Genomic DNA, 24526 nt, shown 5'->3' on the forward strand with positions numbered 1-24526 from the left:
GAACTGAGGTTGGATGAGCGTTGCGCACCACCGCCCCGGACCGCGAACCGGCCGCCGTCTCGCGGCACCCGTTCTGCTCGGCGTCCTCACGCTGCTCGCGGTCCTGCTCGGACAGGGCCCGGCCGCGGCCCAGTCGGGCGAGGGCAAGACGTACCTCATCGCCACCGACGTCACGTTCGCTCCGTTCGAGTTCCAGAACGAGCAGGGTGACTTCGTCGGCATCGACATGGACCTGCTGAAGGCGATCGCCGCGGACCAGGGCTTCGACTACCAGGTCAAACCGCTCGGCTTCAACGCCGCCGTGCAGGCGCTGCAGGCGCGTCAGGTCGACGGCGTCATCGCGGGCATGTCGATCACCGACGAGCGCAAACTCGTCTTCGACTTCTCGGACCCGTACTTCGATTCCGGCGTCCAGATGGCGGTCGCCAAGTCCAACGACGACATCGAGTCCTACGAGGACCTGCGCGGGAAGCGGGTCGCGATCAAGACCGGCACCGAGGGCGCCACCTTCGCCGAGTCCATCAAGGACGAGTACGGCTTCACCACCGTGACGTTCGACGACTCGGCCAGCATGTACGACGACGTCCGGACCGGTAACTCGGTGGCCGTGTTCGACGACTACCCGGTGCTGCTGTACGGGATCGCGCAGGGCAACGGACTCAAGGCGGTCGGCCAGAAGGAGGCCGGCAACTCGTACGGCTTCGCAGTCTCCAAGGGCCAGAACGCCGAACTGCTCGCGAAGTTCAACACCGGACTCGCGAACGTGCGCGCCAGCGGCGAGTACGACAAGATCCTCGACACCTACCTGGGCGAGGGCGCCCAGCAGGCGCAGGGCGGCAACACCTTCTTCTCCCTGCTGCGCGACAGCTACCCGCTGCTGCTGAAGGGGCTGTGGCTGACGATCGTCCTGACCGTGGTGTCGCTGGCGATCGCACTGGTCCTGGGCCTGGTCTTCGGCTTCTTCCGGGTCTCGTCGAGCCGGGTCCTGCGCGGCATCGGCGTCACCTACGTCGACATCTTCCGTGGCACCCCGCTGATCGTGCAGGCCTTCTTCATCTACTTCGGGATCCCGGCCGCGCTCGGTTTCCAGATGCCGGCCTTCACCGCGGGCGTCATCACGCTGAGCCTGAACGCCGGCGCCTACATCACCGAGATCATCCGCGGTGGCATCCTGGCCGTCGACAAGGGGCAGATGGAGGCCGCGCGCAGCCTCGGCATGAACTACCTGTCGTCGATGCGCAAGGTGGTGCTGCCGCAGGCGTTCCGGACGATGATGCCGTCGTTCGTGAACCAGGCCGTCATCACTCTCAAGGACACCTCGATCCTGTCGGTGATCGGTATCGCCGAACTGACCCAGACCGGAAAGATCATCATCGCCAGGAACTTCGAGTCGTTCAACATGTGGTTGATCGTCGGCATCTTCTACTTCGTGATCATCATGGCCCTGACGAAGCTGTCCGCCCGGCTCGAGAAGAGGATCAACGCGTGAGCGAGTCCGCCCCCACCGCACCCAAGATCCGGGTCACCGCACTCAGAAAGGCCTACGGCGACAACGAGGTCCTCAAGGGAATCGACGTCGACATCGCCGCAGGCGAGGTGGTGTGCGTGATCGGGCCGTCCGGGTCCGGCAAGAGCACCTTCCTGCGCTGCCTGAACCGCCTCGAGGACATCACCGGCGGCACCGTCGTCGTCGACGGCTACGACCTGACCGACAAGAAGGTCGACATCGACACGGTGCGCCGCCACATCGGGATGGTGTTCCAGCACTTCAACCTGTTCCCGCACATGACCGCGCTCGAGAACGTCATGCTCGCCCCGATCCAGACGAAGCGGGCCACCAAGGAGACGGCCCGCGAAACCGGGATCGAGCTCCTCGGCCGCGTCGGGCTCGCCGACAAGAAGGACGCCCGGCCCGCCAACCTGTCCGGCGGCCAGAAGCAGCGCGTCGCGATCGCCCGCGCGCTGGCGATGAACCCCGACGTGATGCTGTTCGACGAGGCGACCAGCGCGCTGGACCCGGAGATGGTCGGCGAGGTCCTGCAGGTCCTGCGCGACCTCGCCGCCGAGGGGATGACGATGGTCGTCGTCACCCACGAGATGGGCTTCGCCCGCGAGGTCTCCGACCGCGTCATCTTCATGGCCGACGGCCACATCGTCGAGGAGGGCACCCCCGAGGAGGTCTTCGGCAACCCGCAGCAACCGCGCACCCAGGACTTCCTGCGGAAGGTGCTCTAACCGTCACAGATCCGCGAGGAAGACGTACCTCGGCCGCGGACCCGACATTGGGAACCACCCCGTCCCTCGTCACCGCCAACTCGATGACGATGCCGGATTGCGCACGACAACTCCGCCCCGAGACGAACGCTTCGCCGCCGTGAAACCAGCGCGGGCTGCGGAACACCCTGGTCAGAACGGAACTGCCGGGGACCGGCGTCCATACGCCTTGTTCGTCCTCGCGGTATTCCTCGCTGACGAGATGCACGCTCAGCACCGTGCCGGTGACCGTGCGCGTGACCGCACGGCCGCCGTGCGCGGTGCCCCACACCTGTCCGTCGTGGACTTCCGCGGTCAGCTGCCAGGTGGACAGCTCCCCCACCTGCGGGGGCAGCGCGCAGCACTCGATCTCCCAGGAGGCGATACGAATCGTGACAATCTCGACGGCCGAATCGACCGGAGTGGGTTCGGTGAACCGGTGACGCACATCTCGCGCCCACACACTCGGGAAATCCGGGGCGCGACGACCCCGGGTGCGGGCGTACCTGTGCAGTGCACGCTACGCCGGGCGTGCACATCGCGTCGTGTCCACTCGGCCGACGCGAACCCGCAGGTGCACACTCGGTGGCACCCAGGGGGCGGCGTCAGAGGCCGTAGACGCGCCGGGCGTTGGCCGTCGTCGCCTCGGCGAGTTCGAACGGGTCCTGGCCGCGGGTGGCCGCGAGGGACCGGACGGTGTAGGGCAGGCAGTACGGCTCGTTCGGGGCGCCGCGGAACGGGTGCGGTGTCAGGTACGGGGCGTCGGTCTCGACCAGCAGCTGGTCGTCGGGGACCAGTTTCGCCGCCTCGTGCAGCTCCCGGGCGTTACGGAAGCTGACCGTGCCCGAGAAGCTGAGCACGTACCCCGCCTCGACGCAGGCCAACGCCATCGTCGCGTCCGACGAGAAGCAGTGGAAGATCACCGTCTCCGGGGCACCCTCGTCGAGCAGCACGGTCAGCAGGTCGTGGTCGGCCTCCCGGTTGTGGATCATCAGCGGCTTGCGCAGCCGCTTCGCCAGATCGATGTGCCAGCGGAAACCCTCGACCTGGTCCTCGACGCCCGCGCAGCCGTCCAGCTTGCCGGGCCAGTAGTAGTCCAGCCCGGTCTCCCCCACCGCGACGGTCCGCGGGTCCGCGGCGAGGCGCTCGATCTCGGCCTTCGTGGCGTCGTCGAGGACGTTCGCGCGGGTGGGGTGGATCGCGACCGCGGCGTACACGCGCGGATCCCAGTTCGCGGCGTCGACCGCGAAGCGAGCCGCCGCGAGGTCGTCGGCGACCGTGACTACCCTCCCGACCCCGACCTTCTCCGCGCGGTCGACGATCTCGGCGACCGACCCCGCGTCGGTGGCCCCGCACGCGTCGAGGTGGGTGTGGGCGTCGATCAACGGCGCGAGGGGCTCGGGCAGGTCCGGAGCCGGACGGTCCTTGGGCACGCAGATACGATAGGCGCACCATGACTGCACCGAGCCGGCCCCCGTTCTACATCACCACTGCGATCGCGTACCCCAACGGCGCCCCGCACATCGGGCACGCCTACGAGTACATCTCGACGGACGCGCTCGCCCGCTTCAAGCGCCTCGACGGTTTCGACGTGTTCTTCATGACCGGCACCGACGAGCACGGCCTGAAGATGCAGCAGACCGCGGCGAAGGAAGGCATCGACGTCCGCGACCTCGCGGCCCGCAACTCCGACGTCTTCCAGGCCATGGACAAGGTGCTGAACGTCTCCTACGACCGGTTCATCCGCACCACCGACGCCGACCACGAGCTGGCCAGCAAGGCGATCTGGGAGCGGATGGTCGCGTCCGGGGACATCTACCTCGACACCTACGCCGGCTGGTACTCGGTGCGGGACGAGGCGTTCTACACCGAGGCCGAGACCACGCTGCAGGAGGACGGCAGCCGCATCTCCACGGAGACGGGCACCCCGGTGGTGTGGACCGAGGAGTCGACGTACTTCTTCCGGCTGTCCAGCTACCAGGACAGGCTGCTCGCGCTGTACGAGTCGCAGCCCGACTTCATCGCCCCCGCGACCCGGCGCAACGAGATCGTCAGCTTCGTCTCCGGCGGGCTGAAGGACCTCTCGGTGTCGCGGACCACGTTCGACTGGGGTGTGCCGGTGCCCGGCGACCCCGACCACGTGATGTACGTGTGGGTCGACGCGCTGACGAACTACCTGACCGGCGTCGGCTTCCCCGACACCGACTCCGAGTCGTACCGCACCTACTGGCCGGCGGACCTGCACATCATCGGCAAGGACATCAGCCGCTTCCACACCGTGTACTGGCCGGCGTTCCTGATGTCGGCGGGCCTGGAACTGCCGAAGCGCGTCTTCGTGCACGGGTTCCTGTACAACAAGGGCGAGAAGATGTCGAAGTCGGTCGGCAACGTCGTCGACCCCCTCGCCCTGGTCGAGGAGTACGGACTCGACGCCGTCCGCTACTTCCTGCTCCGCGAGATCTCCTACGGGCAGGACGGCAACTACAGCCACGACGCGATCGTCACCCGGATGAACGCCGACCTGTCGAACGAGCTGGGCAACCTCGCGCAGCGCTCACTGTCGATGGTCGCGAAGAACTGCGACGGGCAGGTCCCCACCCCCGGCGCGTTCACCGACGCCGACACCGCACTGCTCGCGCAGGCCGACGCACTGCTGACCAAGGTGCGGGCCGAGTTCGACGTGCAGGCCATCCACCTGGGCCTCGAGGCGATCTGGCACGTGCTCGGCGAGACCAACCGGTACTTCAGCGCCCAGGAGCCGTGGGTGCTGCGCAAGACCGACCCCGCCCGGATGGCGACCGTGCTTTACGTGACCCTCGAGGTCGTGCGCATCGTGGGCATCCTGGTCCAGCCGGTGATGCCGGACGCCGCGGACAAGATCCTCAGCGTCCTCGGGCAGAGGGCGGAGTCCCGTCAGTTCGCCGACATCCCGACCCGCATCGTCGCCGGCACCCCGCTGCCCGCACCGGCACCGGTGTTCCCGCGGTACGTCGAGCCCGAGAAGGACTGACGCACCGCCCCTGAAAACAGGCTCCGACCTGCAGCGAGGTAACTTGTCGGACCCCCCGGGCAGACTGCCCCCATGGGGACCAATCGAACAGACATTCGAAGCAGGTCGGGGTTCGGGTCGGGCGACGGCCTCGACGCGGTGGCCGCGCTGCAACGCGCCTACGAGAGCGGGTGGCAGCCCGCCGACGTGCTCCACGTCGCCCGGCGCGGGCTGGCCGCCGTCGAGCTCGCCCCGATCGGTGTGCTGATCCTGCGGGAGGCCAACCGCAGCGGGGCCTGGGCCCGTGCCCCGCTGCACTGGGTCGACCAGTTGCGCACCATCGCCGACACCTACCCGCGGCGACCCGACGAACCGTCGCTGTCCACGTCGGCGCTGCGGTTGCTCCGGCAGCTGCAACCACTGCGGATGCTCTGCCCGCCGCCGTCGCGGTGGCCCCAGATCCGCGTCGAGCAGGCCGATGTCGGTACCGACGCGAAGGTGCTGGGCAGGATTCGCGGGTTGCTCGCCAAGGCGGAGAGCACCGAGTTCACCGAGGAGGCCGAGACCCTCACCGCGAAGGCCCAGGAACTGATGACGCGCCACTCCGTGACGGAGACGCTGCTCAGCGCCGGCGCCGCCGACCGCGCCGTCGTGGTGCGGGCGCGCAGGATCCACCTGGACCGGCCGTACAGCAAGCAGAAGGGACTGCTGCTGACCACGGTCGGCGAGGCCAACCACGTGTCCACCCTCTACAACGCGGTGGACGCGATCGCGACCGTCGTCGGCACCCCCGCCGATCTCGAGCGGGTGGACCTGCTGTTCACGTCCCTCCTGGTCCAGGCGACCCAGGCGATGCGCAGCGAGCACACCCGGGGTGCGAGCTCGGCGGCGTTCCGGCGGGCGTTCCTGTACGGGTTCGCCGTCCGGATCGGACAGCGGCTGACCGAGGCCGAGAAGGCCGCCACCGCGCAGGCCGTCGTCGACGCGGACGCCCGGTTCGGCGATCTGCTCCCGCTCCTGACCCGCCGGTCCGACGCGGTGCAGGCCGAGGTCGACCGGCTGTTCGGGCCCCGGCTGCGGTCCTGGGGGTTCACGGTCAGCGATCTCGGCGGTGTCGCGGCCGGCCGGTCCGCCGCGGACGCGGCGCATCTGGACCCGAACCGGCGGGCGATAGCGGGATGAACACCGGCCCGAGCGCCCCGGGACACCTGGCGATTTGCACCGCCCGGGACCGGCCGTGACACCCTTGCCGGATGCGGATCGAGCGGTTGGGCAGCGGCGGCACCCCGGCGGCGGTACTGCGCGCGCTCGCGCGCCTCGCCGCCGACCGGGACGCCCCCGCCCCCGCCGCACTGATCGGCGACTGGTTCGGGTCGCGGGCGGTTCTGGCGCCCGCCGTGACGACCACACCCGTCCCGCCACGCACGGCCTTCGACCTGTCGGGCCGCCCCACTGCGGACCGCGAACCCGGCGACCGGCCGCTGATCGGAGGCGGCTGGATCGGCTACCTCGGGTACCCCGACCTGCCGGCCGACGGTGCACGCGCACTGCCGGCCGCCGCCGGCGGCTGGACCGACAGCGTCTTGCGGCAGGACGCCGACGGCTGCTGGTGGTACGAGTCGCTCACCGAAAACCCCTGTCCCCCAGCGTGGTCCGAGGCGGCAACGAGACCGGACCCAGATCCGCGACCCTGGCACGTGGAGTGGACGCCACCCGACCGCGCCGCCCATCACTCCGGCGTGACGCGCTGCCTCGACGCCATCGCGGCGGGCGAGGTGTACCAGGCGTGCGTGTGCGCGCGGTACACCGGCCGGATGCACGGCGATCCGCTCGACTTCTTCGCCGACGCCGCCGACGCGACGCGCCCCGCGCGGGCCGCGTACCTGCAGGGACCCTGGGGTGCGGTGGCGTCACTGTCGCCGGAGCTGTACCTGTCGCGGCACGGCGACCGGGTGACGTCGAGCCCGATCAAGGGAACTCTTCCGATCGGCGCCGACCCGGAGCTGCTGCGCGCGTCGGTGAAGGACGTCGCGGAGAACGTGATGATCGTCGATCTGGTCCGCAACGACCTGGGCCACCTCGCTATCCCGGGCACGGTCGTCGTCACCGACCTCCTCGGCGTGCACCCGGCACCCGGGGTGTGGCACCTGGTGTCCACCGTCGCGGCGACCGTGCCACCCGGCACGACCACCGCCGACCTGCTCGACGCCAGCTTCCCGCCGGCCTCGGTGACCGGCTGCCCGAAACACCGTGCCCGGCAACTGCTGCGGGTGTGGGAGCCGCATCCTCGCGGGGTGTACTGCGGCACCGTCGGATTCGCGTCGCCACTGGCGGGCACCGAGCTCAACGTCGCGATCCGGACGGTCGAGTTCGACGCCGACGGCAACGCGGCACTCGGGGTCGGGGGCGGCATCACGATCGACTCGGACCCCGACGCCGAATGGCAGGAGTGCCTCGACAAGGCGTCGAGCATCGTCACCCTGCGCGCGGCCGCCCACCGGATCTAGCCCGAGCACTCACCCCGCGCGGACCCCGACAGCTCGAAATCGCTCTCCTGCTGCTCGGTCAGACCGGCCGACCCTCCGCAGATGCGGTCGATGATCGAATCGACGTCGAGGCGCCAGGCTCGCAGCACCCCGTCGCCGTCCGCGGCCATCACGGTCTCGGTGCCCGGCACGAACGCCACCTGCCACCGCCCCGACCCGCCGGTGACGAGCGGCCCGCCGACCTCCCGCATCGCGCCCGGGTCGGCCACGTCCCACAACCGGACGGTGCCGTCGTCACTCCCGGACACCACGTACCTCCCGGTCGAGTCGAACGACACCGAGTACACCGTTCCGCTGTGTCCGCGCAGTTCCGGTTCCCGCACCGACATCGCCCCGTCCTCGGCCCGATTCCACACCCGCACCGTCTGATCGTCGGTTCCGACGGCCATCGCCGTGCCTGCCGGATCGAACGACACCCCGTTGTTCCCGGACCCGCTGTCCGAGCCGTCGACGGTCAGCGACTCGGGTCGCGCCGGGTCGGCGACCGACCACGCGAACACCCCGCCGTCCGCGTCGACCGCGACGAGCGACGTGCCGTCCGGACTGAACGCGGCGGTCCGCACCAGATTGCTCGGGCCGTCGAGCCGCGGCCCCCACGGCACCGGCCGCTCCGGGTCGGCCAGATTCCACAGCCGCATGCTGGTGTCGTCGTCCCCGATCGCGAGGGTGCGGCTGTCCGGGCTGAACGCCAACTCCCACGTGAACCGGGTCGCGGTCGTGATCGGGGGTCCGAGCGGGCGGGGATGGACCGGGTCGTGGACGTCCCACACCTGCACCTGGCCGCCGGTCGTCGGCGCGGTCGCCATCATCGTCCCGTCCGGCGACAACGCCACCATGTGCGCGCCCCCGAACGGCCGCGGCAGCGCGGTCTCGCCGGCCACCCGGGGACGGCCGGCGCGGTCGACCTGCCAGAGCCGGATCACCGAGTCGTAGCCGCCGGTCGCCATCAGCGAACCGTCCCGACTGATCGACGGCAGCGTCAGCGCCGCCTCCGACACCGGCAGCGCGGTGCGCGGCAGGGTCCACACCCGGACCTTCGAATCCTGGCCGCCGGTGACGACGGTGCCGCCGTCCGAACTCAACGCCAGGGCCGGCACTCCGCCGCCGTTGCCGGTCAGCGCGGGCCGCAGTTCACGCAACGCGCCGCGGTCCCGCTCGACCGTCCAGCGCTTGACGGTGCCGTCCCACGAAGCGCTGGCCAGGGTGGCGCCGTCGGCCGCGAACGCGATCGTCCAGATGGCCCCGGTGTGCGCCTGCACCGGCGCACCGATCTGCCGGACCGCGGTGACGTCGCTGGTGTCGAAGATCCGGATGACACCGTCGTCACTGCTGGCGGCCAGGGTCCGACCGTCCGGCGCGAACGCCACCGAGTGCACCACGTCGCCGAACTCGGCGGGCACCGGCGGCAACGGGACCGGCGCCGCCCGATTCGACATGTCCCACAACCGGACGCTGCGGTCGTCGCTGGAGGTCGCCATGACCGCGGAGTCGCCGCGGAACGACACGGTCCGCACCCCGGCCGGGTGGGCCTGCAGGATCGTCGTCGGATACGGGCCGGGGGCCGGAGGCAACACCGCGCCGGTGTCGGGATCCGAGGCCACCGCCGCGGAGGTGTCGAACAGCGTGACCGTGCCGTCGTCGTTCGGCGCGGCGAGCGTGCGTCCGTCCGGGCTGAACCGGATGTTGTGCACGGCCTTCGTGCCGGCCCGCGCGCCGTCGGCCAGCAGCCGCGGGGCCGCCGGATCGCTGACGTCCCACAGGTACACGGTGCCGTCACCGGCCCCGGCCGCCAGCACCCGGCCGGTCGGCGCGAACGACACCGAAGCCATGTACTTCGACGACCCGGTCAGCGGCGGGCCGACCGGACGCGGCGCCGTACGGTCACGCAGATTCCACAGCCGGACCGTGCGATCGTCGCTGGCCGAGGCCATCATCGTGCCGTCCGCGGTGATCGCCACGCCGTACACCGGACCGGTGTGCCCGTCGAGGGACCGGCCGATCGGCGTCGACTCGGTGGCGATCAACCCGGCGTAGGCGGTGTCGCTGCCGGGGCGCATCTGCCACGCCGCGAGCGAGAGCCGTGCCGCGGTCGTCGGATCGGTGGTCCGCAACGAGTCGGCGAGCGCGACCACCTGCCGGAACTGGGCCGCGCTGCGGTCGGCTTCCGCGCGGTTCTTGCCGGACCAGGCCATCTGCACCGCGACGAGCGCGACGACGGTGGACACCACCAGCGCCGCCATCACGACGCGCTGGACCCACGTGTTGCGGCGGACGTGCAGCGTCGAGGCCGCCAGGAACTCGGTGGCGGACGGGGTCAGCGTCGTCGCGACCCGCGCGGTGCCGCGGTCCGGGCCGGCGTACCCCTCGGCGGCGGCCCGCGGGGCGTCGTACTCGGCGACCATGTCGAGCCTGCCGCGCTGGTAGAGCAGGCTCTTGTCGCGCGCGGACTCCTCCCATCGTCCGGCGTCCTCCTCGATCTGCTGCCGCAGCGCCGAATACGACCGGTCCTCCTGGATCCACGTCTTCAGCCGCGGCCACGCCTCGATCACCGCGTCGTGGATCAGTTCCACGCTGTCGGCGTCGGCGACGAGCACGCGCGCCGCGATGAACTGGTCGACGACCTGCCGCGCGACCGCCGGGTCGTCGCCGGCGAACGCGAGCAGCTGGGGGACGGTGCGGCGGATCTTGACGTCCGCTCCGGTCTGCGTGACGTAGACGAGGTGCACCATGATCGACCGGGCGAGCACCTTCCCCCGGTCGTCGAGTCCCTCCCAGGTGTCTTCGGCGGTCGCGGCGACCGACCCTCGGACTCCGCCGGTGGCCCGGTACCCGGCGACGGTCATCTGCCCGCCGCGGCGCCGTTCCCACATGCCGTCGAGCAGGTGCGAGAGCAGCGGAAGCACCGTGCTGCTGCCGTCGTCGGAGGTCAGCACCCCGAGGTCGTGCAGGATCAGGTCCACCAGACCGGCCTCGAGCTTCACCCCGATCAACTGGGCCGGCCGGGTGATGACCTCCACCATCTCCTCGCGGGTCAGCGGGGACACCGCGCGGCTGCGCAGTTCGAGGGCGTCGGCGAGGACCGGGTGGGCGAGCGCCTGGGCGTAGAAGTCGGACCGCATCGTCGCGATCACCGTCGGGGCGGAGTCCGGGGTCTCGTCCGGCCCGACGGTCGACGCGGCATGGTCGAGGATCCGCAGGAACCGGTCCCGGTTGACCGGGTCGTCGCACTGGGTGAACAGCTCCTCGATCTGGTCGACGATGATCACCAGCTGCGCGGTCCCGAGCCGCTCCGCGGCCGCGCGCACGGCCCGCCGCACCGACTCGCGGTCGGCGTTCGGCGCGAGCTCGCCGATTTCGGGGACCGCGTCGGCGAGCGCCCGCAGCGGATCCGGACCGGGCGTCAGGACGATCGACGTCCCGGTCGGCTCCTCCGCGCCCGACTCGCTCCGCAGCAGTTCCGCGACCAGACCCGCCTGGACGAGTGAGGACTTGCCGACCCCGGACGCACCGGTGACGATCGTCATGCCGCGCCCCTGCGCCGCCGTCACCACACCGACCAACCGTTCGAGGCTCTCCGTCCGGCCGAAGAACAGGCGGGCGTCCTCCGCGCGGTACGGCTCGAGGCCGCGGTACGGACGCACCCCGGTCAACGGCGCGGCCACGGCGGGCTTGTCCGACTCGGCGCGGCCGCGGGCCGGGCCGCCGCCGTCGCGGGCGCTGTGCCACCACCCGTGCCACTGCTTGAGTGAGTAGAGACCCGGTGACGGCGGCTGGCTGCCGTGCAACGACTGGGCCGACCGGATCAGCACCACGAGGACCGGGCGCACGGTGTCGAAGGTCGCAGGCACGCGCTTGCCGGACCGCCAGTCGCTGAGCCGCTGCACCGACACCGGCTTGTCCGCGCCGATCGCCCGAGCCAGCGCGCCGGCCTCCGAGACCACCGTCTTGAGCGGCGGTCCACCGGCAGTCGCGAACAGCAGTCGCAACTGGTCCGCGAAGTGCAGTCTCGCGTCGGGCTCGTCGTTCATCCCGCCGTCCATCTCCTCGTTCCCAGCGGGGAAAATCCGCTGCGGAATAGTTCCTCACCGCTTGTGAACAGGGACAATATCGGAATCTCGATGCGCACCAATTGGTCGGGTTCGGATCGGTGGGCACAGTGGTGTGCGGCGCAGGTGGGGCCTTGCGCCAGGCCGCGGCGTCGGCGGGGACTGACAGATTCGAGGGGTAGCTCCCGCCGCGCACGCGCCGAAGACAAGAGGCCGACCGACACCGGACCGGGCATCAGGCCCGGCCGACCCGGAGGAGTCGAAGCATGAGCCGAATCGCCGTCAAGATCGTCACGAGGATTCCCCCGACCCTGGCCGCCGCGCTCGTCGTCGCGGCGTCGGTCGCGCTGATCGTGTTACTGGCAGGCATTCCGAGCTGACGGTCGGCGACGCGCCCGCGGGGAGGCGGGCGTCACTGCTTACGCGACGCGAGCACCGCCTCGTACACCTCGCGCTTGGACACACCGTCCGTCGCGACCGTGGCACACGCGTCCTTCAGCCGCGCACCGTCCGCGACGAGCCGCTCGACCTCGCCGACGAGGTCCTCGGGCCGGGCCGCCACCGGGCGCGCACCCTCGAGCACGACGGTGATCTCTCCTCGCACGCCCTCGGCCGCCCAGTGCGCGAGCTCGGTCAGGCTGCCCCGCCGGACCTCCTCGTACGTCTTCGTCAGTTCCCGGCACACGGCCGCCCGCCGTTCTCCGCCGAGAATCTCGACCGCGTCCGCGAGGGTGTCGGCCAGCCGGTGCGGCGCCTCGAAGAACGCGCACGCCCGGGGCTCGGCGCGGAGCGTCTCGAGCCAGGCCCGGCGCGGCCCCTGCTTGCGGGGCGGGAACCCGTCGAAGCAGAACCGCTCGACCGGCAGCCCCGACAGTGCCAGCGCGGTCGTGACCGCGGACGGCCCGGGCAGGCAGGTGACCGGCAGATCCCGGGCGACGCAGGCCGCGACGAGCCGGTAGCCGGGATCGCTGACGGACGGCATGCCGGCGTCGGTGACGAGCAGGACCGTGCGACCCTCGGCGACGTCCTCGACCAGCGCCGGCAGCCGGGCGGTCTCGACCTGGTCGTAGAAGCTGACGACCCGGCCGGTGATCGTCACGCCGAGGGCCGTGGCGAGGTGCCGGGTGCGGCGGGTGTCCTCGGCGGCGACGACATCGGCGGTTGCGAGCGCCTCACGCAACCGGTCCGACGCGTCACGGACCTCTCCCATCGGCGTCGCGGCAAGGACCAGGCAACCGTTCATGCCCGACAGCCTACGATCGTGCCGTGACCCAGTTGACCGACGAGCGCCCGACGCCGGACGATCGGGTCCTGCTCAGCCCGGGTCCCGCGGCTCCGGCGCCCGACCGCGGGCCCACCGACCGGCTCCGCGGCTGGGTCGTCACCGCGTTCCTCACGGCCGTCGCGGCGATCACCCGTTTCACGATGCTCGGCTATCCGACCGACGCGGGCACCCCGGTGTTCGACGAGAAGCACTACGCCCCGCAGGGCTGGCAGGTGCTCACCGGCGGCGGCGTCGAGGACAATCCCGGCTACGGCCTGGTGGTCCATCCACCGGTCGGCAAGCAGATGATCGCGCTCGGGGAGGCGATCTTCGGCTACAACGGCTGGGGCTGGCGGTTCGCGGCCGCGGTCGCCGGCACCGTGATCGTGCTGCTGGTGATCCGGATCGTGCGGCGGATGACCCGGTCGACCCTCGTCGGCGCGATCGCGGGTGTCCTGATGATCGCCGACGGCGTGACGTTCGTCTCGTCCCGGATCGGGATGCTCGACATCTTCATGGCCCTGTTCGTGGTCGCCGCGTTCGGATGCCTGATCGTCGACCGGGACCAGGTGCGGGAGCGGATGGCGGTCGTGTTCGACGAGGGCCGGGTCGCGCAGTCGCCGTACGGGCCGCGGCTGGGGGTCCGCTGGTGGCGGTTGGGCGCCGGCGTGCTGCTGGGCCTGGCCTGTGGCACCAAGTGGTCGGGCGTCTACTTCATCGCGTTCTTCGGGCTGATGTGCGTCGCCTTCGACGTCGCCGCGCGCCGCTATCACGGCGTGCGCCGGCCGTGGGTGGGCACCGCCGTGCGCGACATCGGTCCCGCGCTGTACTCCCTGGTTCTGGTACCGATCGGGGTGTACCTGGCGACCTACTGGGCGTGGTTCGCGTCGGAGACGGGCGTGGACCGGCACGCGGTCGGCGACCAGATCGGCTTCGGCGGGTCCTTCTCGTTCGTCCCGGCCGCGTTGCGGTCGCTGTGGTACTACAGCGGCAACGTGCTCGAGTTCCACGCGGGCCTGACGAACTCCGCCGGCAACCACCACCCGTGGGAATCGAAGCCGTGGACGTGGCCGATGGGGTTGCGCCCGATGCTGTACTACTTCGCCGAGGGCGACCAGGTGTCCGGGTGCGGCGCCTCGAGCTGCGTCAAGGCGGTGATGCTGGTCGGCACGCCGGCGATGTGGTGGCTGGCGGTGCCGATGCTCGGGTGGGCGCTGTGGCGAGCCGTGGTCGGGCGGGACTGGCGGTACGCCGCGGTCCTCGTCGGGTACGGCGCCGGGTGGCTGCCGTGGTTCGTGACGATGGACCGGCAGATGTACTACTTCTACGCGGTCGCGCTGGCGCCGTTCCTGGTGATGGGACTGGCCCTGGTGTGCGGCGAGGTGATCGGCAGCGCGCGCGCCGCCGCGGAACGGCGCGGCACCGGACTGCTCGCGGTCGCGTTGTATCTGGGGCTGGTGGTGGCGAACTTCGTGTGGCTGTGGCCGATCCTGACGGCCCTGCCGATCACCCCGGAGGCGTGGCAGCAGCAGCTGTGGCTGCCGAGTTGGCGCTGAGCACGCCGCTGCGCGGGCCCGCCTCCGGGAAACCGGGTCAGACGGAGGCCGTCGCCGCGAGCCTGCCGCCGAGGAGGGCGTCGACGCTGAGCCGTCCCGCACCGACGGCGGCGATCAGCAGCGAGGAGACACCGAGCGCGAGGACCAGCTCGTAGCCCATCGGCATGAACAGGCCCTGGTCGGCGTGCACGATGAAGAACGCACCGAGCATGTCGAGGAACAGCAGGATCCCGGCGATCGGCGTGAGAAGCCCGACGATCAGCAGCAGGCCACCGCCCAGTTCGACGCTCGCGGCGAGGATCGCCGACAGGTCGGGCATCGGCGCGCCCATCCCGTCGAACGCGACCTGGGTCTTGTCGATGCCGTTCGTGAAGAACTTCTGCCAGCCGTGCGCGACGAAGATGATGCCGATCCCGACGCGGGCGATGAGCAGGGCGAGGTCGCGGAATGCGCTGGATTTCATGTCGTGGTCCTTTGCGATGTGCGGCGCGGAATCCCACGCAGGGAACGGAACGTACCCACTCTGACACGATTAGGTTGAAGCGTCAACTAAAGTGCGGCGGTGCCACCTCCGGACGCCGTAGCCGACCCACGACCCCACGACGACCGCGGCCGCCAGCAACCGGACCAGGGTCACCGCGTCCTCCGGGTACACCACGCCGGTGAGGTAGTAGGCGATGAAGCCCGTCGACGGCAACGGCGGCTGGCCCCCGGCCACCCGGGCCCAGTTCTCGAGCGATGTCAGCGGGCAGTCGTACCCGATCAGGACCGACCCGAACCCCCACGCGACGGCGAGGGCGTGCACCGCGATCGTCCGCGGCCACCGCCACGCCAGGAAACCCCCGAACACGACGTATCCGATGAACGACAAGTGCACGACCACGCACAGCATCTCGATCGCGCGGTAGCCCATCCACACCTCCGCGGAGCACCTCCCCGCAGCCCAGCCTAATCCGTCAGGCCCCCCGGATCGCGGCCTCGACGAGCGAGCGCGCGAACGCGTCGGACAGGCCGAGACCCCGGACCGTGGCGACGTACTCGGTGGCCGCCCGCTCGGCCGCGGCGGTCGTGGCGTCGCCGATCGACGCGACGAACGACCCGAGCCGGCCCCGGGTTTCGATCGCGCCGAGGGACTCGAGCTCCCGGTACGACTTGGCGACGGTGTTGGCCGCGAGCCCCAACTGCTCGGCGAACGCCCGGACCGTCGGCAGCTTGGTGCCTGCGATCAGCCGACCGTCACGTACCTGCTCGAGGATCTGGAGCTTGATCTGCTCGAACGGCGGCGTCGACGAGGACGGGTCGATGTCGATGCGCATGATCGAGGCTAACCCTCGAAGCGCCCGGTCACGGCGTGAACGCTTCCTCGGCGCGGTCGAACCACGCCGCCTCCTCGACCAGTCGCCGGCTGCGCCAGCCGTCGGCCGGCGTCCGGACCAGGTCGTGGTGGTACCAGCCGCCGCAGAAGAACTGCTTGCCGGGCCCCACGACCAGCGGGTTGTAGAACATCGCACTGACCGACGCGACGCCCTGCTCCTGGTCGAAACTGCGGACGTCGACGTTGGTGACGTAGTGCTGGGTGCGGGAGAACAACGCGAGCATCGGGTCGAGCGCGGCGATGACGGACTCCCGATCCCCGGTCGGCCCGCCGGAGGTGCTGTAGTCGATCTGCGCGTCGGCGGTGAACACGGTCCGGTACACGTCCCAGTCCCGGGTGTCGACGGCGCGGGCGTACCGGGTGAACAGGTCGTGGACCTCGATCCAGAAGAAGAAGTACGCGTTGTCCATCGGACAATGAAACCGCACCGGGGTCACCTGCGTCCGCGGTTCGGCCGGGCCGGGGCACAATGTGATTCATGGCTACGACTTCCCCCGCGACGCAGGCGACGATCTACCACAACCAGCGCTGCAGCACGTCCCGCAAGGTGCTGGCGCTGATCGAGGAGGCCGGCATCACCCCGACCGTCGTCAAGTACCTGGAGACACCGCCGTCCCGCGACGGCTTGCGCAAACTCCTCGACGACGCCGGCCTGAAGCCGAGCCAGGCGATCCGCACGAAGGAGTCGCTGTACAAGGAGCTCGGGCTCGCCGACGCGAGCGAGGACGACCTGCTCGACGCGATGGTCGAACACCCGATCCTGATCGAGCGCCCGATCGTCGTCACCGACCGCGGCACGGTCCTCGCGCGCCCGGTCGAGAGCGTCACCACGATTCTCTAGTCCCGGCTGATCGGGCAGGACATGCACCGCGGACCGCCGCGTCCGGACCCCAGTTCGGACCCGGCGATCCGCAGGACCTCGATGCCCGACGCCTCGAGGCGGGCGTTGGTCTCGACGTTGCGCTCGTAGGCGACGACGACGCCGGGCGCGACCGCGAGGGTGTTGTTTCCGTCGTCCCACTGCTCGCGTTCGGCGGTGACGTGGTCGAGTCCGGTGTCGATGACTCGGAGCTTGCCGATTCCCATCGCCGCGGCCGCCGCGTGCAGGAACGGCTCGGCTCCGCGGATGGACACGCCGCTCTCCTCACGACGCAGCGTGAACGCGGTCAGCGTGTGCGCGACCGCCGGGTACATCACGACCGCGTCGACGTCGACCATCGTGCACACGGTGTCCAGGTGCATCGACGCGCGCCGCTGCTCGATCGGGACGACCAGCACGGTGTGGGCGAGGTTGTCGTCGAAGACGCTGCGCGCCAACGCCTCCGCGCCCGCAGGCGTGGTCCGCTCCCCCACCCCGACGGCGATCACCCCGGGTGCGAGGAGCAGGACGTCGCCGCCCTCGACCGGCGCGGTGTGGGACTCGTACGCCCGACGTACGCCCCGGAACCGTGGGTGGTGGGCGTAGATCAGGTCGGTCAGCGACGCCTCCCGCACCCGAGCCGGCAGCGCCAGCGAGGTGATCGCGACACGGTCCCTGATCCAGAACGACGAGTCGCGAGTGAACAGCAGGTTCGGCAGCGGTTCGATGACGAAGTCGCCGCCGTGATGCATCCGCCGTACCAGCGACGGCCCGCCGGGCCCGATCGGCAGTTCGTCGAACGTCATCCCCGCCATCAGCACCGTGGCCAGGTCGGCCGGTTCCACGGTGCGCAGGTGCTCGGAAAGTTCCTGGGCGAGAGTGTGTCCGAGGCGCCGGGGATCGACCGCCGCGGCGATGCCCTGGATCCGGGCCGCGCCGCTGACCGTCAGCGCCTCGGTGAGCACGTCGGACACCAGCAGCACCTCGACGCCCCGCGACCGCAGCAGATCCGCGAACGCGTCGTGCTCGTCCTGGGCGCGGTCCACCCAGGGCAGGCCGTCGAACAGCAGCTGATCGTTGTTGCGCGGGGTCAGGCGCTTGAGCTCGTCGCCGGGACGGTGCAGCAGCACCGTGCGCAGCCGCCCCACCTCGGATTCGACCCCCGGCCCGGTCCCGCGCTCGCTCGCCATACCGTCGTACGGTAGCGCCCCGTCACGTCGGCCGCGAGCGCTACGTCAGTCGATCAGCCCGCGTTCCCGGGCAGCCGCGACAGCGGCCGTCCGGCTGTCCACACCGAGCTTCGAGAACACGTGCACCAGATGCGATTTCACGGTCGCCTCGGTGACGAACAGCTCCTTGGCGATGGCCCGGTTGGACAACCCCCGCGCCACCAGGGAGACGATCTCCGTCTCGCGGGCACTGAGATCGACCCGCGGTGACCGGATTCTCCGGTACAGACGTTGCGCCACATCGGGATTGAGCACGGTCTCCCCGCGCGACGCGGCCCACACCGCGGACACGAGGACTTCCGGGTCACTGTCCTTGAGCAGGTACCCCGATGCCCCGGCCTCGACCGCACGCAGGATGTCGGTGTCGGTGTCGTAGGTGGTGAGCACGACGACCCGGGGCGGGTCGGGACGCGCGACGATCGCCGCGGTGGCCTTCGCACCGTCCATGCCCGCCCCGAGCCGGAGATCCATCAACACGACGTCGGGTCGCTCGGCCGCGACCAGGTCGAGCGCCTGCTCACCCGACGCCGCCTCTCCGACCACGTCGAGCCCGTCGCGCGACGTCAACAGGGCCCGCATCCCGGCCCGCACGACGGGGTGATCGTCGACCAGCAGGATCCGCAGCGGTGTCATGACGCGGCCCGCCGCGGTGTCACGACGCCACCCGCCTCGGTCTCACGACGGCACCGGAAGCGTTGCGGCCAGCGCGGTTCCGTCGCCGGGTGCGGACTCGACGACCAGCGCGCCGCCGAGCGAGTCCAGCCGGTCACGCATCGCGCGCAGACCGAACGACGCCGACGCGGCCGCGGCGTCCGGATCGAACCCGACACCGTCGTCGACGACGTCGAGGCGCACCTCGTCCGGCGCGTACGAGAGGGTGACCCGCACGTGCTCGGCCCGCGAGTGCAGCCGCACGTTCGCCAACGCGCTCTGCGCCACTCGGAGCAGGGCGACGTCGTACTCCATCGGCAGCGCCGCCGTGTCGCCGTCGACGACGAGTTCGGCGGCGACACCGAGGTGCTCACGCAGCTGCTCCACCAGCCTGCCGAGCGCGGACGCGAGGGACGCCTCCTCCAGCGCCGACGGTGTCAGCGCCCCGACCACACGCCGCGCCTCGACGAGGTTGTCCTGGGCGGTGTCGGCGATCCGGGTCAGCACCCCGACCGGATCCGGGTCGCGCTGCCCCGCACGAGCGAGCAACAGGATCGACGAGAAGCCCTGGGCGAGGGTGTCGTGGATGTCACGGGCCAGCCGGGCCCGCTCGGCGACCGCCCCGGCCTCTCGCTGCAGGGTTGCGAGTTCGTCCTGGGCACTGAGCAATTCGTGATGGGAGTCGGCCAGCTCGTCGTACAGCCGCCGGCGCTGCTGGGCGTCGCGGACGAGTTGCTGGTACACCAGCGCCATCCCGGCCGCGGCGGCCGCACCGAAGATCGGCCCGACGATCGACGCCACCGCGTTCGACGCACCGTGCCACAGGGTGGCCCCGACGACGACCGCGGTGATCGCGACCGTCGACACCAGCGCCGCCGCGGTCGAGAGCAGGTGGAAGCACAGGAAGAACAGGGGGAACGCCACCCACACGTAATTCCCGCTCAGCACGGCGAGACCGAGCCAGCCCGCGATCAGGACCGCGAGCCACACCTTGCCGTAGCCGGCGCTGCCGGTCCTGGCGGACCGGCGGGCGAACCAGATTCCGGCCAGATACCACCCGAGCACGAGCGCCGCGAGGACCAGCGCGGGAACGGGATTCGGATCGTCGGCGACGCTGCGCGCCACCCCGACGGCGAGCAGCAGCACGAACAGGCCGTGCGCGCCCAGCGTCATGACACGCAGCACCGAGACCGGGCCGCGGTCGTCGGTCACCGCGGCCGCGCCTCGGTCACGGTGGGCTGGGAGCTGCATTTCGTCCACGCTAACACCGGCGTGGACGCGGGCCCACCACGACCGCCGGAATCCAACTTTCGATTGACCGGGGAACTCAACCGTTGCGCGATGCCGTGACCCACCCTCGGCGACGACGCTGGAAGCCATGTTCCTCAGTATTCGTGACCTCGCGTTCGCCAAGGGCCGCTTCGCGTTGACGATCGCCGTCCTGTTCCTCATCTCGTTGATGGTGGTGATGCTGTCCGGACTGACCGCGGGCCTGGGGAACCAGTCGATCGCCGCGGTGCAGGGCATCGGCGCGGACCGTTTCGCGTTCGGCGCGCCCGCGGAGGGCCAGTCGCTCTCGTTCTCCGAGTCCCGGGTCACCGACGCCCAGCGCGACGAGCTGGCCGCACTGCCGGGGGTCGACGAGGCCACGATCGTCGGGGTCGCGCCCACTCGCCTGACGGTCACCGGCGCGGAGCCGGGTACCGGCCGAGACATCGGCGCCAGCGCGTTCGGGGTCGAAGGGGCGTCGTTCGCGGCGCCGGTGCCGCTGACCGCGGGCGAGATCGCCGTCGACCGGTCGCTCGCCGACGACAACGGTGTGACCCTCGGCCAGCACGTCGACGCCGGCGGGCGGACGTTCACGGTGACCGCGCTCGTCGACGATTCGTACTACAGCCACCAACCGGTGGTCTGGTTCGACCGGTCCGACTGGCTCGCCCTCCCGACCGCAGGCGGCAGCGAGGGCACCACCGTCGCGCTGCGCACCTCCGCCGGATTCGACGACACCGCGGCGGCCGCCGCCACGGGGACCGCGATCACCGACGCCGACGGCGCGCTCGACGCGATCGGCGGCTACAGCTCCGAGCACGGCTCCCTGCTGCTCATGCAGGTGATGCTGCTCGCGGTCAGCGCCCTCGTAGTCGGTGCGTTCTTCACGGTCTGGACCATCCAGCGCGGCCAGGACCTCGCCGTCCTCAAGGCCGTCGGTGCGTCCACCGGCTACCTTTTGCGCGACGCCCTCGGCCAGGGACTGGCGGTGCTCGTGGTTGGCGCCGGCCTCGGCACGCTCACCGCAGTCGGCCTGGGAACCCTTGCCGCCCAGGCGGTCCCGTTCACGATGACGGTCTCGGGCGCGCTGACCCCGTTCGTCGCCCTCGTCGTCCTGGGCATGCTCGGCGCGACCGCGGCCGTGACCCGCATCGCCACCATCGACCCTCTCACCGCGCTCGGCGCGGCTCGCTGACACCGACCGAGAAAGGACATCCACCGATGAGCATCACCCTGCGCGACACGGTCCTGACCTACCCCGACGGCGACACCCGCCTCCGTGCGCTCGACAACGTGACCTTCGCGGTCGAGCGCAGCGAACTGGTCGCGGTGACCGGCCCGTCCGGGTCGGGCAAGTCGAGCCTGCTGGCGGTCGCGGGGCTGCTGACCGTCCCCGACTCCGGCACCGTCGTCGTCGACGGTGTCGACACGACCGGGCTCAGCCGCGCGCAGCGCACCACGCTGCGCCGCGAACGTCTCGGGTTCGTGTTCCAGCAGTCGAACCTGCTCGCCTCGCTCACCGCGACCGAGCAGCTGCTGATGATGACGCACCTGGGCGGCGGCCGGGTCCGCGCCCAGCGCGAGCGGGCACGCGACCTGCTGTCCGGTCTCGGTCTCGGCTCTCACCTGGACAAGCGCCCCAACCAGTTGTCGGGCGGGCAGCGGCAGCGCGTCGCGATCGCCCGCAGCCTGATGAACGACCCGTCGGTGCTGCTCGTGGACGAGCCGACGTCCGCACTCGACGAGGCCCGCAGCCGGGAGATCGTCGGGCTGCTGGCGACGCTGGCCCGCGAACGCGACGTCGCGATCGTGATGGTCACCCACGACCTCGCTCAGCTCGACCTCGTCGACGAGGTGTACGAGATGCACAGCGGCGTGCTGACCCGCAACGCATCGACCGCGGCGGCCTGACCCGGGCGAAACACACGGCGCCCCACCCCGGAGTGTTCCGGGGTGGGGCGCCGTGTGGGTGGGGCGGCTGCTAGGACGAACCGAACATGCCCGCGCTGCCGGTGCCGCCGCCGGTGCCGGGCACCGGGTCGTCGGTGACGGTGATCGTCCCGGTCGTGTCGGAGCCGAGGAAGCCGGGCGCACCGCTGTAGACGGCGCGGACGTCGAACGTGCCGCTGGCGTTGAACATGTAGCTCTGGCTGGCCAGGCCGTCCTTGACGTTCACCGGGTTGCCGAGCGGCTCGTTGCCGCTGAAGAACTGAACGGTGCCCGCGGTCGCCTTCGGCGCGACGTTCGCGCGCAGGAAGATGTAGTGGCCCCGCTGCGCCTGCGCCGGGATGTCGAGGGTCAGCGTCGTGGCGACGTCGGTCGCACCGGGCTCGCTGACGCGGATGGTCTGCGCGGTGGACGTCGAGCCGGCGAATCCGGGAGCGCCGGAGAACACCGCGGTGATCGCCTTGTCACCGGTGACGTTGAAGTTCTGCACCACACTGGCCTTGCCGTCGGCGCCGACGTTCGCCGTGCCGAGCACGGTCATGCCGTTCTTGAACGTGACGGTGCCTGCGCCCGGGAACGGCGACACCTGCGCCTCGAGCACGACGTCGGTGTTGATCAGCGCCGTCGTCGGAATGATCAGAGTGGTCTGGGTGGTCTGGTCGCCGGGCTGGATCGCGATGGACTGCGCGGGCGACACCGACTCCAGTGCGAACGGAGTGGCCAGGAACTTCGCGGTGATGTCGAAGGTGCCCGCGTCGGTGTTCGACGGCGTCCACGCGAACGTCGCGACACCGGCGGCGTCGAGCGCCCCGGAACCGACCTCGTCGGCGCCCTTGTAGAACTTGACGAGGTCGCCGGCCCGGCCACCGAGGACCCGCGCGGTCAGCGTCGACTTCACGCCGCCCTTGAGCGAGCCGACCGCGTCCAGCGCCGTGGTGGTGGTGTTCTTCTTGATCGTGTAGGCGGGCCCCTGATTCAGGTACTGCCCCGACGCGGTCGTGCCGTTGTAGGACACACCGGTGGTCTGCGCGACCTCACGGGTGCAGTTCGCGCCGACCGTGTACTGGAACTCGTAGGTCTGGGTGGTGCCGGCGTCCCAGCTGCCGGAGACGCGGACCGTGCCTGCGCCGAGGCTCGAGACGGCGACCGGCAACCCGTTCACCTTGGCGGTGTCCTGCTTGTAGTTCAGGCAGGTCGGGCGGGTGTCCTCGACCCAGTTGATCGTGTTCCCCGCGCCGGTGACCGTCGTCGTGGCGGTGACGACCTCACCTTCGGAGGGGGTCGCGTTGCTGACGGTGCGGGTGAAGTTCATGGCACCGTCCGCCCACGTCACCGTGGCGGGATCGGCCCCCGCTGCTCCTGCACCCAACGTCACCGCGAAACCGGCGGCGACGGCGAACGCACTCGCCGTGGCGACCGTGCGGCGCCCAGACATCCCCGACATGTCATCCCTCCCAGGACCGGTGGGCGACCCCGAACGGGCGGCCCGAATGTTTGTGGTCGACTGGTCCGGCGCCCTCCCCCGAGGGGCCGGTTCCGACCGAAATCGGGGAGCAGTAGATCACGATTCGATCACCCGCGACGGCGATTTCGACGAAGAAGCCGGACGTCCGTCCTGATCGCAACCGGACCCATCGGACCATTCGGTCCGCCCGCGATCACCGCAGGCCAGGGTCCTACCGGAGGAACTTGCCGAACTGGTCGTTGGCCCGTTGCATCACGAACTCGTACGGCGGCGCGAACTTGCGCGCCCACCAGTACCCGAATCGCACGTCCGCGGAGGTGTACACCAGGAAACGGTTCTTCTTCACGCCGCGGACGATGCAGTCGGCGACCTTTTCCGGCGAGGCGGCGCGACGTTCGAACCGGTGCACCAGCTTGCGCACCCGCGGATCGTCCCGGTCCACCCCGACGATCTGCACGGTCCCGACCAGCGGTGTCTTCACCGCGCCCGGAACGACCAGGGAGACCCCGATGCCGTGGCGCTTGAGGTCGAACCGCAGCACCTCCGAGACGCCCCGCAGGCCGAACTTGCTGGCGCTGTACGCGGCGTGCCACGGCAGAGCCAGCAGGCCCGCGGCCGAGGACACGTTGACGAGGTGTCCGCCGCGACCGGCCCGCACCATCGGCGGCACGAAGTTCTCGATGACGTGGATCGGGCCCATCAGGTTGACGTCGACCATCGACTTCCAGTGCCGGTGTTCGAGATTCTCGACGGTGCCCCAGGCGGAGATCCCCGCCACGTTCATCACGACGTCGAGGGCGCCGTGGTCGGCGTCGACCTGCTTCGCCCACGCGGTGACCGCGTCGTAGTCCGAGACGTCGAGGACACGGGAGTCCCGCACTTTCCCACCCCGCCCCTCGACCAGGGCGGCCGTCTCCACCAGCCCGACCTCGTTGATGTCGGTGAGGAACAGCTCGGCGCCCTCGGCCGCGCAGGCGAGCGCGGTGGCCCGGCCGATGCCGCTGCCTGCGCCGGTGATCAGGCACGTCTTGCCGCGTAGATCCTTCACCGTTCCCCCTGGTGTCCGCCTCGTCGAGT

22 protein-coding genes are annotated in these 24526 nt (G+C 70.7%); 9 read left to right on the forward strand and 13 right to left on the reverse strand.

Features of this window, described 5'->3' with window-relative positions; genetic code table 11:
- Positions 1–13: 13 nt before the first annotated feature.
- Both ABD951_RS01020 and ABD951_RS01025 read left to right on the forward strand, forming a co-directional pair.
- Entirely contained in the window at positions 14–1489 is a 1476-nt protein-coding gene (locus tag ABD951_RS01020; RefSeq protein WP_345341156.1) for an amino acid ABC transporter substrate-binding protein/permease, read from the forward strand.
- Positions 1486–2235 (forward strand): amino acid ABC transporter ATP-binding protein, encoded by a 750-nt coding sequence (locus ABD951_RS01025; RefSeq protein WP_345341158.1) that lies wholly within the window; start codon positions 1486–1488, stop codon positions 2233–2235. The genes ABD951_RS01020 and ABD951_RS01025 overlap by 4 nt, the downstream gene beginning before the upstream one ends.
- Here ABD951_RS01025 and ABD951_RS28605 read toward each other — a convergent pair.
- Complete coding sequence (locus tag ABD951_RS28605; protein WP_425569750.1) at positions 2135–2716, reverse strand: DUF6578 domain-containing protein; 582 nt, start codon at positions 2714–2716, stop codon at positions 2135–2137. The two genes, ABD951_RS01025 and ABD951_RS28605, sit on opposite strands and share 101 nt — an antisense overlap.
- Positions 2717–2858: 142 nt before the next feature.
- On the reverse strand, positions 2859–3686 hold the full coding sequence (locus ABD951_RS01030; RefSeq protein WP_345341160.1) for a TatD family hydrolase: 828 nt from the start codon (positions 3684–3686) through the stop codon (positions 2859–2861).
- 20 nt (positions 3687–3706) lie between these two features.
- Here ABD951_RS01030 and metG point away from each other — a divergent pair, with 20 nt between their 5' ends.
- From metG to ABD951_RS01045, 3 genes are all read left to right on the forward strand, one after another.
- Positions 3707–5263, forward strand: coding sequence for a methionine--tRNA ligase (gene metG / locus ABD951_RS01035; RefSeq protein ID WP_345341162.1), 1557 nt, complete (start codon positions 3707–3709; stop codon positions 5261–5263).
- A gap of 72 nt (positions 5264–5335) precedes the next feature.
- Positions 5336–6424 carry a DUF2786 domain-containing protein gene (locus ABD951_RS01040; protein WP_345341164.1) on the forward strand — a complete coding sequence of 363 codons (1089 nt, stop codon included), beginning with the start codon at positions 5336–5338 and terminating at the stop codon, positions 6422–6424.
- A gap of 71 nt (positions 6425–6495) precedes the next feature.
- Positions 6496–7749 carry an aminodeoxychorismate synthase component I gene (locus tag ABD951_RS01045; protein ID WP_345341166.1) on the forward strand — a complete coding sequence of 418 codons (1254 nt, stop codon included), beginning with the start codon at positions 6496–6498 and terminating at the stop codon, positions 7747–7749.
- Here the strand turns inward: ABD951_RS01045 and ABD951_RS01050 are convergent.
- Together ABD951_RS01050 and rsmI are read right to left on the reverse strand one after the other, a co-directional pair.
- On the reverse strand, positions 7746–11816 hold the full coding sequence (locus ABD951_RS01050) for an nSTAND1 domain-containing NTPase (protein WP_345341168.1): 4071 nt from the start codon (positions 11814–11816) through the stop codon (positions 7746–7748). The two genes, ABD951_RS01045 and ABD951_RS01050, sit on opposite strands and share 4 nt — an antisense overlap.
- Positions 11817–12246: 430 nt before the next feature.
- On the reverse strand, positions 12247–13077 hold the full coding sequence (rsmI, locus tag ABD951_RS01055; RefSeq protein ID WP_345341170.1) for a 16S rRNA (cytidine(1402)-2'-O)-methyltransferase: 831 nt from the start codon (positions 13075–13077) through the stop codon (positions 12247–12249).
- Positions 13078–13100: 23 nt separating this feature from the next.
- Between rsmI and ABD951_RS01060 the strand changes: the two genes are divergently transcribed.
- Positions 13101–14654, forward strand: a complete 1554-nt coding sequence (locus ABD951_RS01060) for a dolichyl-phosphate-mannose--protein mannosyltransferase (protein WP_345341172.1) — start codon at positions 13101–13103, stop codon at positions 14652–14654.
- Between the two features lie 37 nt (positions 14655–14691).
- Here the strand turns inward: ABD951_RS01060 and ABD951_RS01065 are convergent, their stop codons facing one another.
- The 4 genes from ABD951_RS01065 to ABD951_RS01080 form a co-directional block, all read right to left on the reverse strand.
- Positions 14692–15117 (reverse strand): DoxX family protein, encoded by a 426-nt coding sequence (locus tag ABD951_RS01065; protein WP_345341174.1) that lies wholly within the window; start codon positions 15115–15117, stop codon positions 14692–14694.
- 69 nt (positions 15118–15186) lie between these two features.
- Positions 15187–15567 carry a DUF2784 domain-containing protein gene (locus ABD951_RS01070; protein WP_345341176.1) on the reverse strand — a complete coding sequence of 127 codons (381 nt, stop codon included), beginning with the start codon at positions 15565–15567 and terminating at the stop codon, positions 15187–15189.
- Positions 15568–15610: 43 nt separating this feature from the next.
- A complete protein-coding gene (locus tag ABD951_RS01075; protein WP_345341178.1) occupies positions 15611–15970 on the reverse strand; it encodes a GntR family transcriptional regulator in 360 nt (119 codons plus the stop codon).
- Positions 15971–15998: 28 nt separating this feature from the next.
- Entirely contained in the window at positions 15999–16439 is a 441-nt protein-coding gene (locus tag ABD951_RS01080; RefSeq protein ID WP_345341180.1) for a nuclear transport factor 2 family protein, read from the reverse strand.
- Positions 16440–16507: 68 nt separating this feature from the next.
- Here ABD951_RS01080 and arsC point away from each other — a divergent pair, with 68 nt between their 5' ends.
- Positions 16508–16870: an arsenate reductase (glutaredoxin) gene (gene arsC / locus ABD951_RS01085; RefSeq protein WP_345341182.1), complete on the forward strand. Its 363-nt coding sequence runs from the start codon at positions 16508–16510 to the stop codon at positions 16868–16870.
- Here arsC and ABD951_RS01090 read toward each other — a convergent pair.
- The 3 genes from ABD951_RS01090 to ABD951_RS01100 are packed head-to-tail and all read right to left on the reverse strand — an operon-like array spanning position 16867 to position 19953.
- The gene (locus ABD951_RS01090; RefSeq protein ID WP_345341184.1) at positions 16867–18078 is read right to left on the reverse strand and encodes an arginine deiminase; all 1212 of its coding nucleotides are present in this window, start codon (positions 18076–18078) and stop codon (positions 16867–16869) included. The two genes, arsC and ABD951_RS01090, sit on opposite strands and share 4 nt — an antisense overlap.
- Before the next feature lie 45 nt (positions 18079–18123).
- Positions 18124–18750 carry a response regulator gene (locus ABD951_RS01095; RefSeq protein WP_345341186.1) on the reverse strand — a complete coding sequence of 209 codons (627 nt, stop codon included), beginning with the start codon at positions 18748–18750 and terminating at the stop codon, positions 18124–18126.
- A gap of 42 nt (positions 18751–18792) precedes the next feature.
- Positions 18793–19953, reverse strand: a complete 1161-nt coding sequence (locus ABD951_RS01100; RefSeq protein WP_345341216.1) for a sensor histidine kinase — start codon at positions 19951–19953, stop codon at positions 18793–18795.
- Positions 19954–20146: 193 nt separating this feature from the next.
- Here ABD951_RS01100 and ABD951_RS01105 point away from each other — a divergent pair, with 193 nt between their 5' ends.
- Together ABD951_RS01105 and ABD951_RS01110 are read left to right on the forward strand one after the other, a co-directional pair.
- Positions 20147–21232 carry an ABC transporter permease gene (locus ABD951_RS01105; protein WP_345341188.1) on the forward strand — a complete coding sequence of 362 codons (1086 nt, stop codon included), beginning with the start codon at positions 20147–20149 and terminating at the stop codon, positions 21230–21232.
- Positions 21233–21258: 26 nt separating this feature from the next.
- Entirely contained in the window at positions 21259–21948 is a 690-nt protein-coding gene (locus tag ABD951_RS01110) for an ABC transporter ATP-binding protein (protein ID WP_345341190.1), read from the forward strand.
- A gap of 70 nt (positions 21949–22018) precedes the next feature.
- Here ABD951_RS01110 and ABD951_RS01115 read toward each other — a convergent pair whose 3' ends face one another.
- The gene (locus ABD951_RS01115) at positions 22019–23428 is read right to left on the reverse strand and encodes an Ig-like domain-containing protein (RefSeq protein ID WP_345341192.1); all 1410 of its coding nucleotides are present in this window, start codon (positions 23426–23428) and stop codon (positions 22019–22021) included.
- Positions 23429–23660: 232 nt separating this feature from the next.
- Positions 23661–24497 (reverse strand): SDR family oxidoreductase, encoded by an 837-nt coding sequence (locus ABD951_RS01120; protein ID WP_345341194.1) that lies wholly within the window; start codon positions 24495–24497, stop codon positions 23661–23663.
- Positions 24498–24526: the final 29 nt, after the last annotated feature.

This window comes from Rhodococcus olei (assembly GCF_039540555.1).
GTDB lineage: Bacteria > Actinomycetota > Actinomycetes > Mycobacteriales > Mycobacteriaceae > Rhodococcus_G > Rhodococcus_G olei.

Coding starts and splice junctions, on each gene's coding strand:
- ABD951_RS01020 (WP_345341156.1), top strand. CDS start 14: ATGAGCGTTGCGCACCACCGCCCCGGACCGCGAACCGGCCGCCGTCTC.
- metG (WP_345341162.1), top strand. CDS start 3,707: ATGACTGCACCGAGCCGGCCCCCGTTCTACATCACCACTGCGATCGCG.
- ABD951_RS01040 (WP_345341164.1), top strand. CDS start 5,336: ATGGGGACCAATCGAACAGACATTCGAAGCAGGTCGGGGTTCGGGTCG.
- ABD951_RS01045 (WP_345341166.1), top strand. CDS start 6,496: ATGCGGATCGAGCGGTTGGGCAGCGGCGGCACCCCGGCGGCGGTACTG.
- ABD951_RS01050 (WP_345341168.1), bottom strand. CDS start 11,816: ATGAACGACGAGCCCGACGCGAGACTGCACTTCGCGGACCAGTTGCGA.
- rsmI (WP_345341170.1), bottom strand. CDS start 13,077: ATGAACGGTTGCCTGGTCCTTGCCGCGACGCCGATGGGAGAGGTCCGT.
- ABD951_RS01065 (WP_345341174.1), bottom strand. CDS start 15,117: ATGAAATCCAGCGCATTCCGCGACCTCGCCCTGCTCATCGCCCGCGTC.
- ABD951_RS01070 (WP_345341176.1), bottom strand. CDS start 15,567: ATGGGCTACCGCGCGATCGAGATGCTGTGCGTGGTCGTGCACTTGTCG.
- ABD951_RS01075 (WP_345341178.1), bottom strand. CDS start 15,970: ATGCGCATCGACATCGACCCGTCCTCGTCGACGCCGCCGTTCGAGCAG.
- ABD951_RS01080 (WP_345341180.1), bottom strand. CDS start 16,439: ATGGACAACGCGTACTTCTTCTTCTGGATCGAGGTCCACGACCTGTTC.
- arsC (WP_345341182.1), top strand. CDS start 16,508: ATGGCTACGACTTCCCCCGCGACGCAGGCGACGATCTACCACAACCAG.
- ABD951_RS01090 (WP_345341184.1), bottom strand. CDS start 18,078: ATGGCGAGCGAGCGCGGGACCGGGCCGGGGGTCGAATCCGAGGTGGGG.
- ABD951_RS01095 (WP_345341186.1), bottom strand. CDS start 18,750: ATGACACCGCTGCGGATCCTGCTGGTCGACGATCACCCCGTCGTGCGG.
- ABD951_RS01105 (WP_345341188.1), top strand. CDS start 20,147: ATGTTCCTCAGTATTCGTGACCTCGCGTTCGCCAAGGGCCGCTTCGCG.
- ABD951_RS01110 (WP_345341190.1), top strand. CDS start 21,259: ATGAGCATCACCCTGCGCGACACGGTCCTGACCTACCCCGACGGCGAC.
- ABD951_RS01115 (WP_345341192.1), bottom strand. CDS start 23,428: ATGTCGGGGATGTCTGGGCGCCGCACGGTCGCCACGGCGAGTGCGTTC.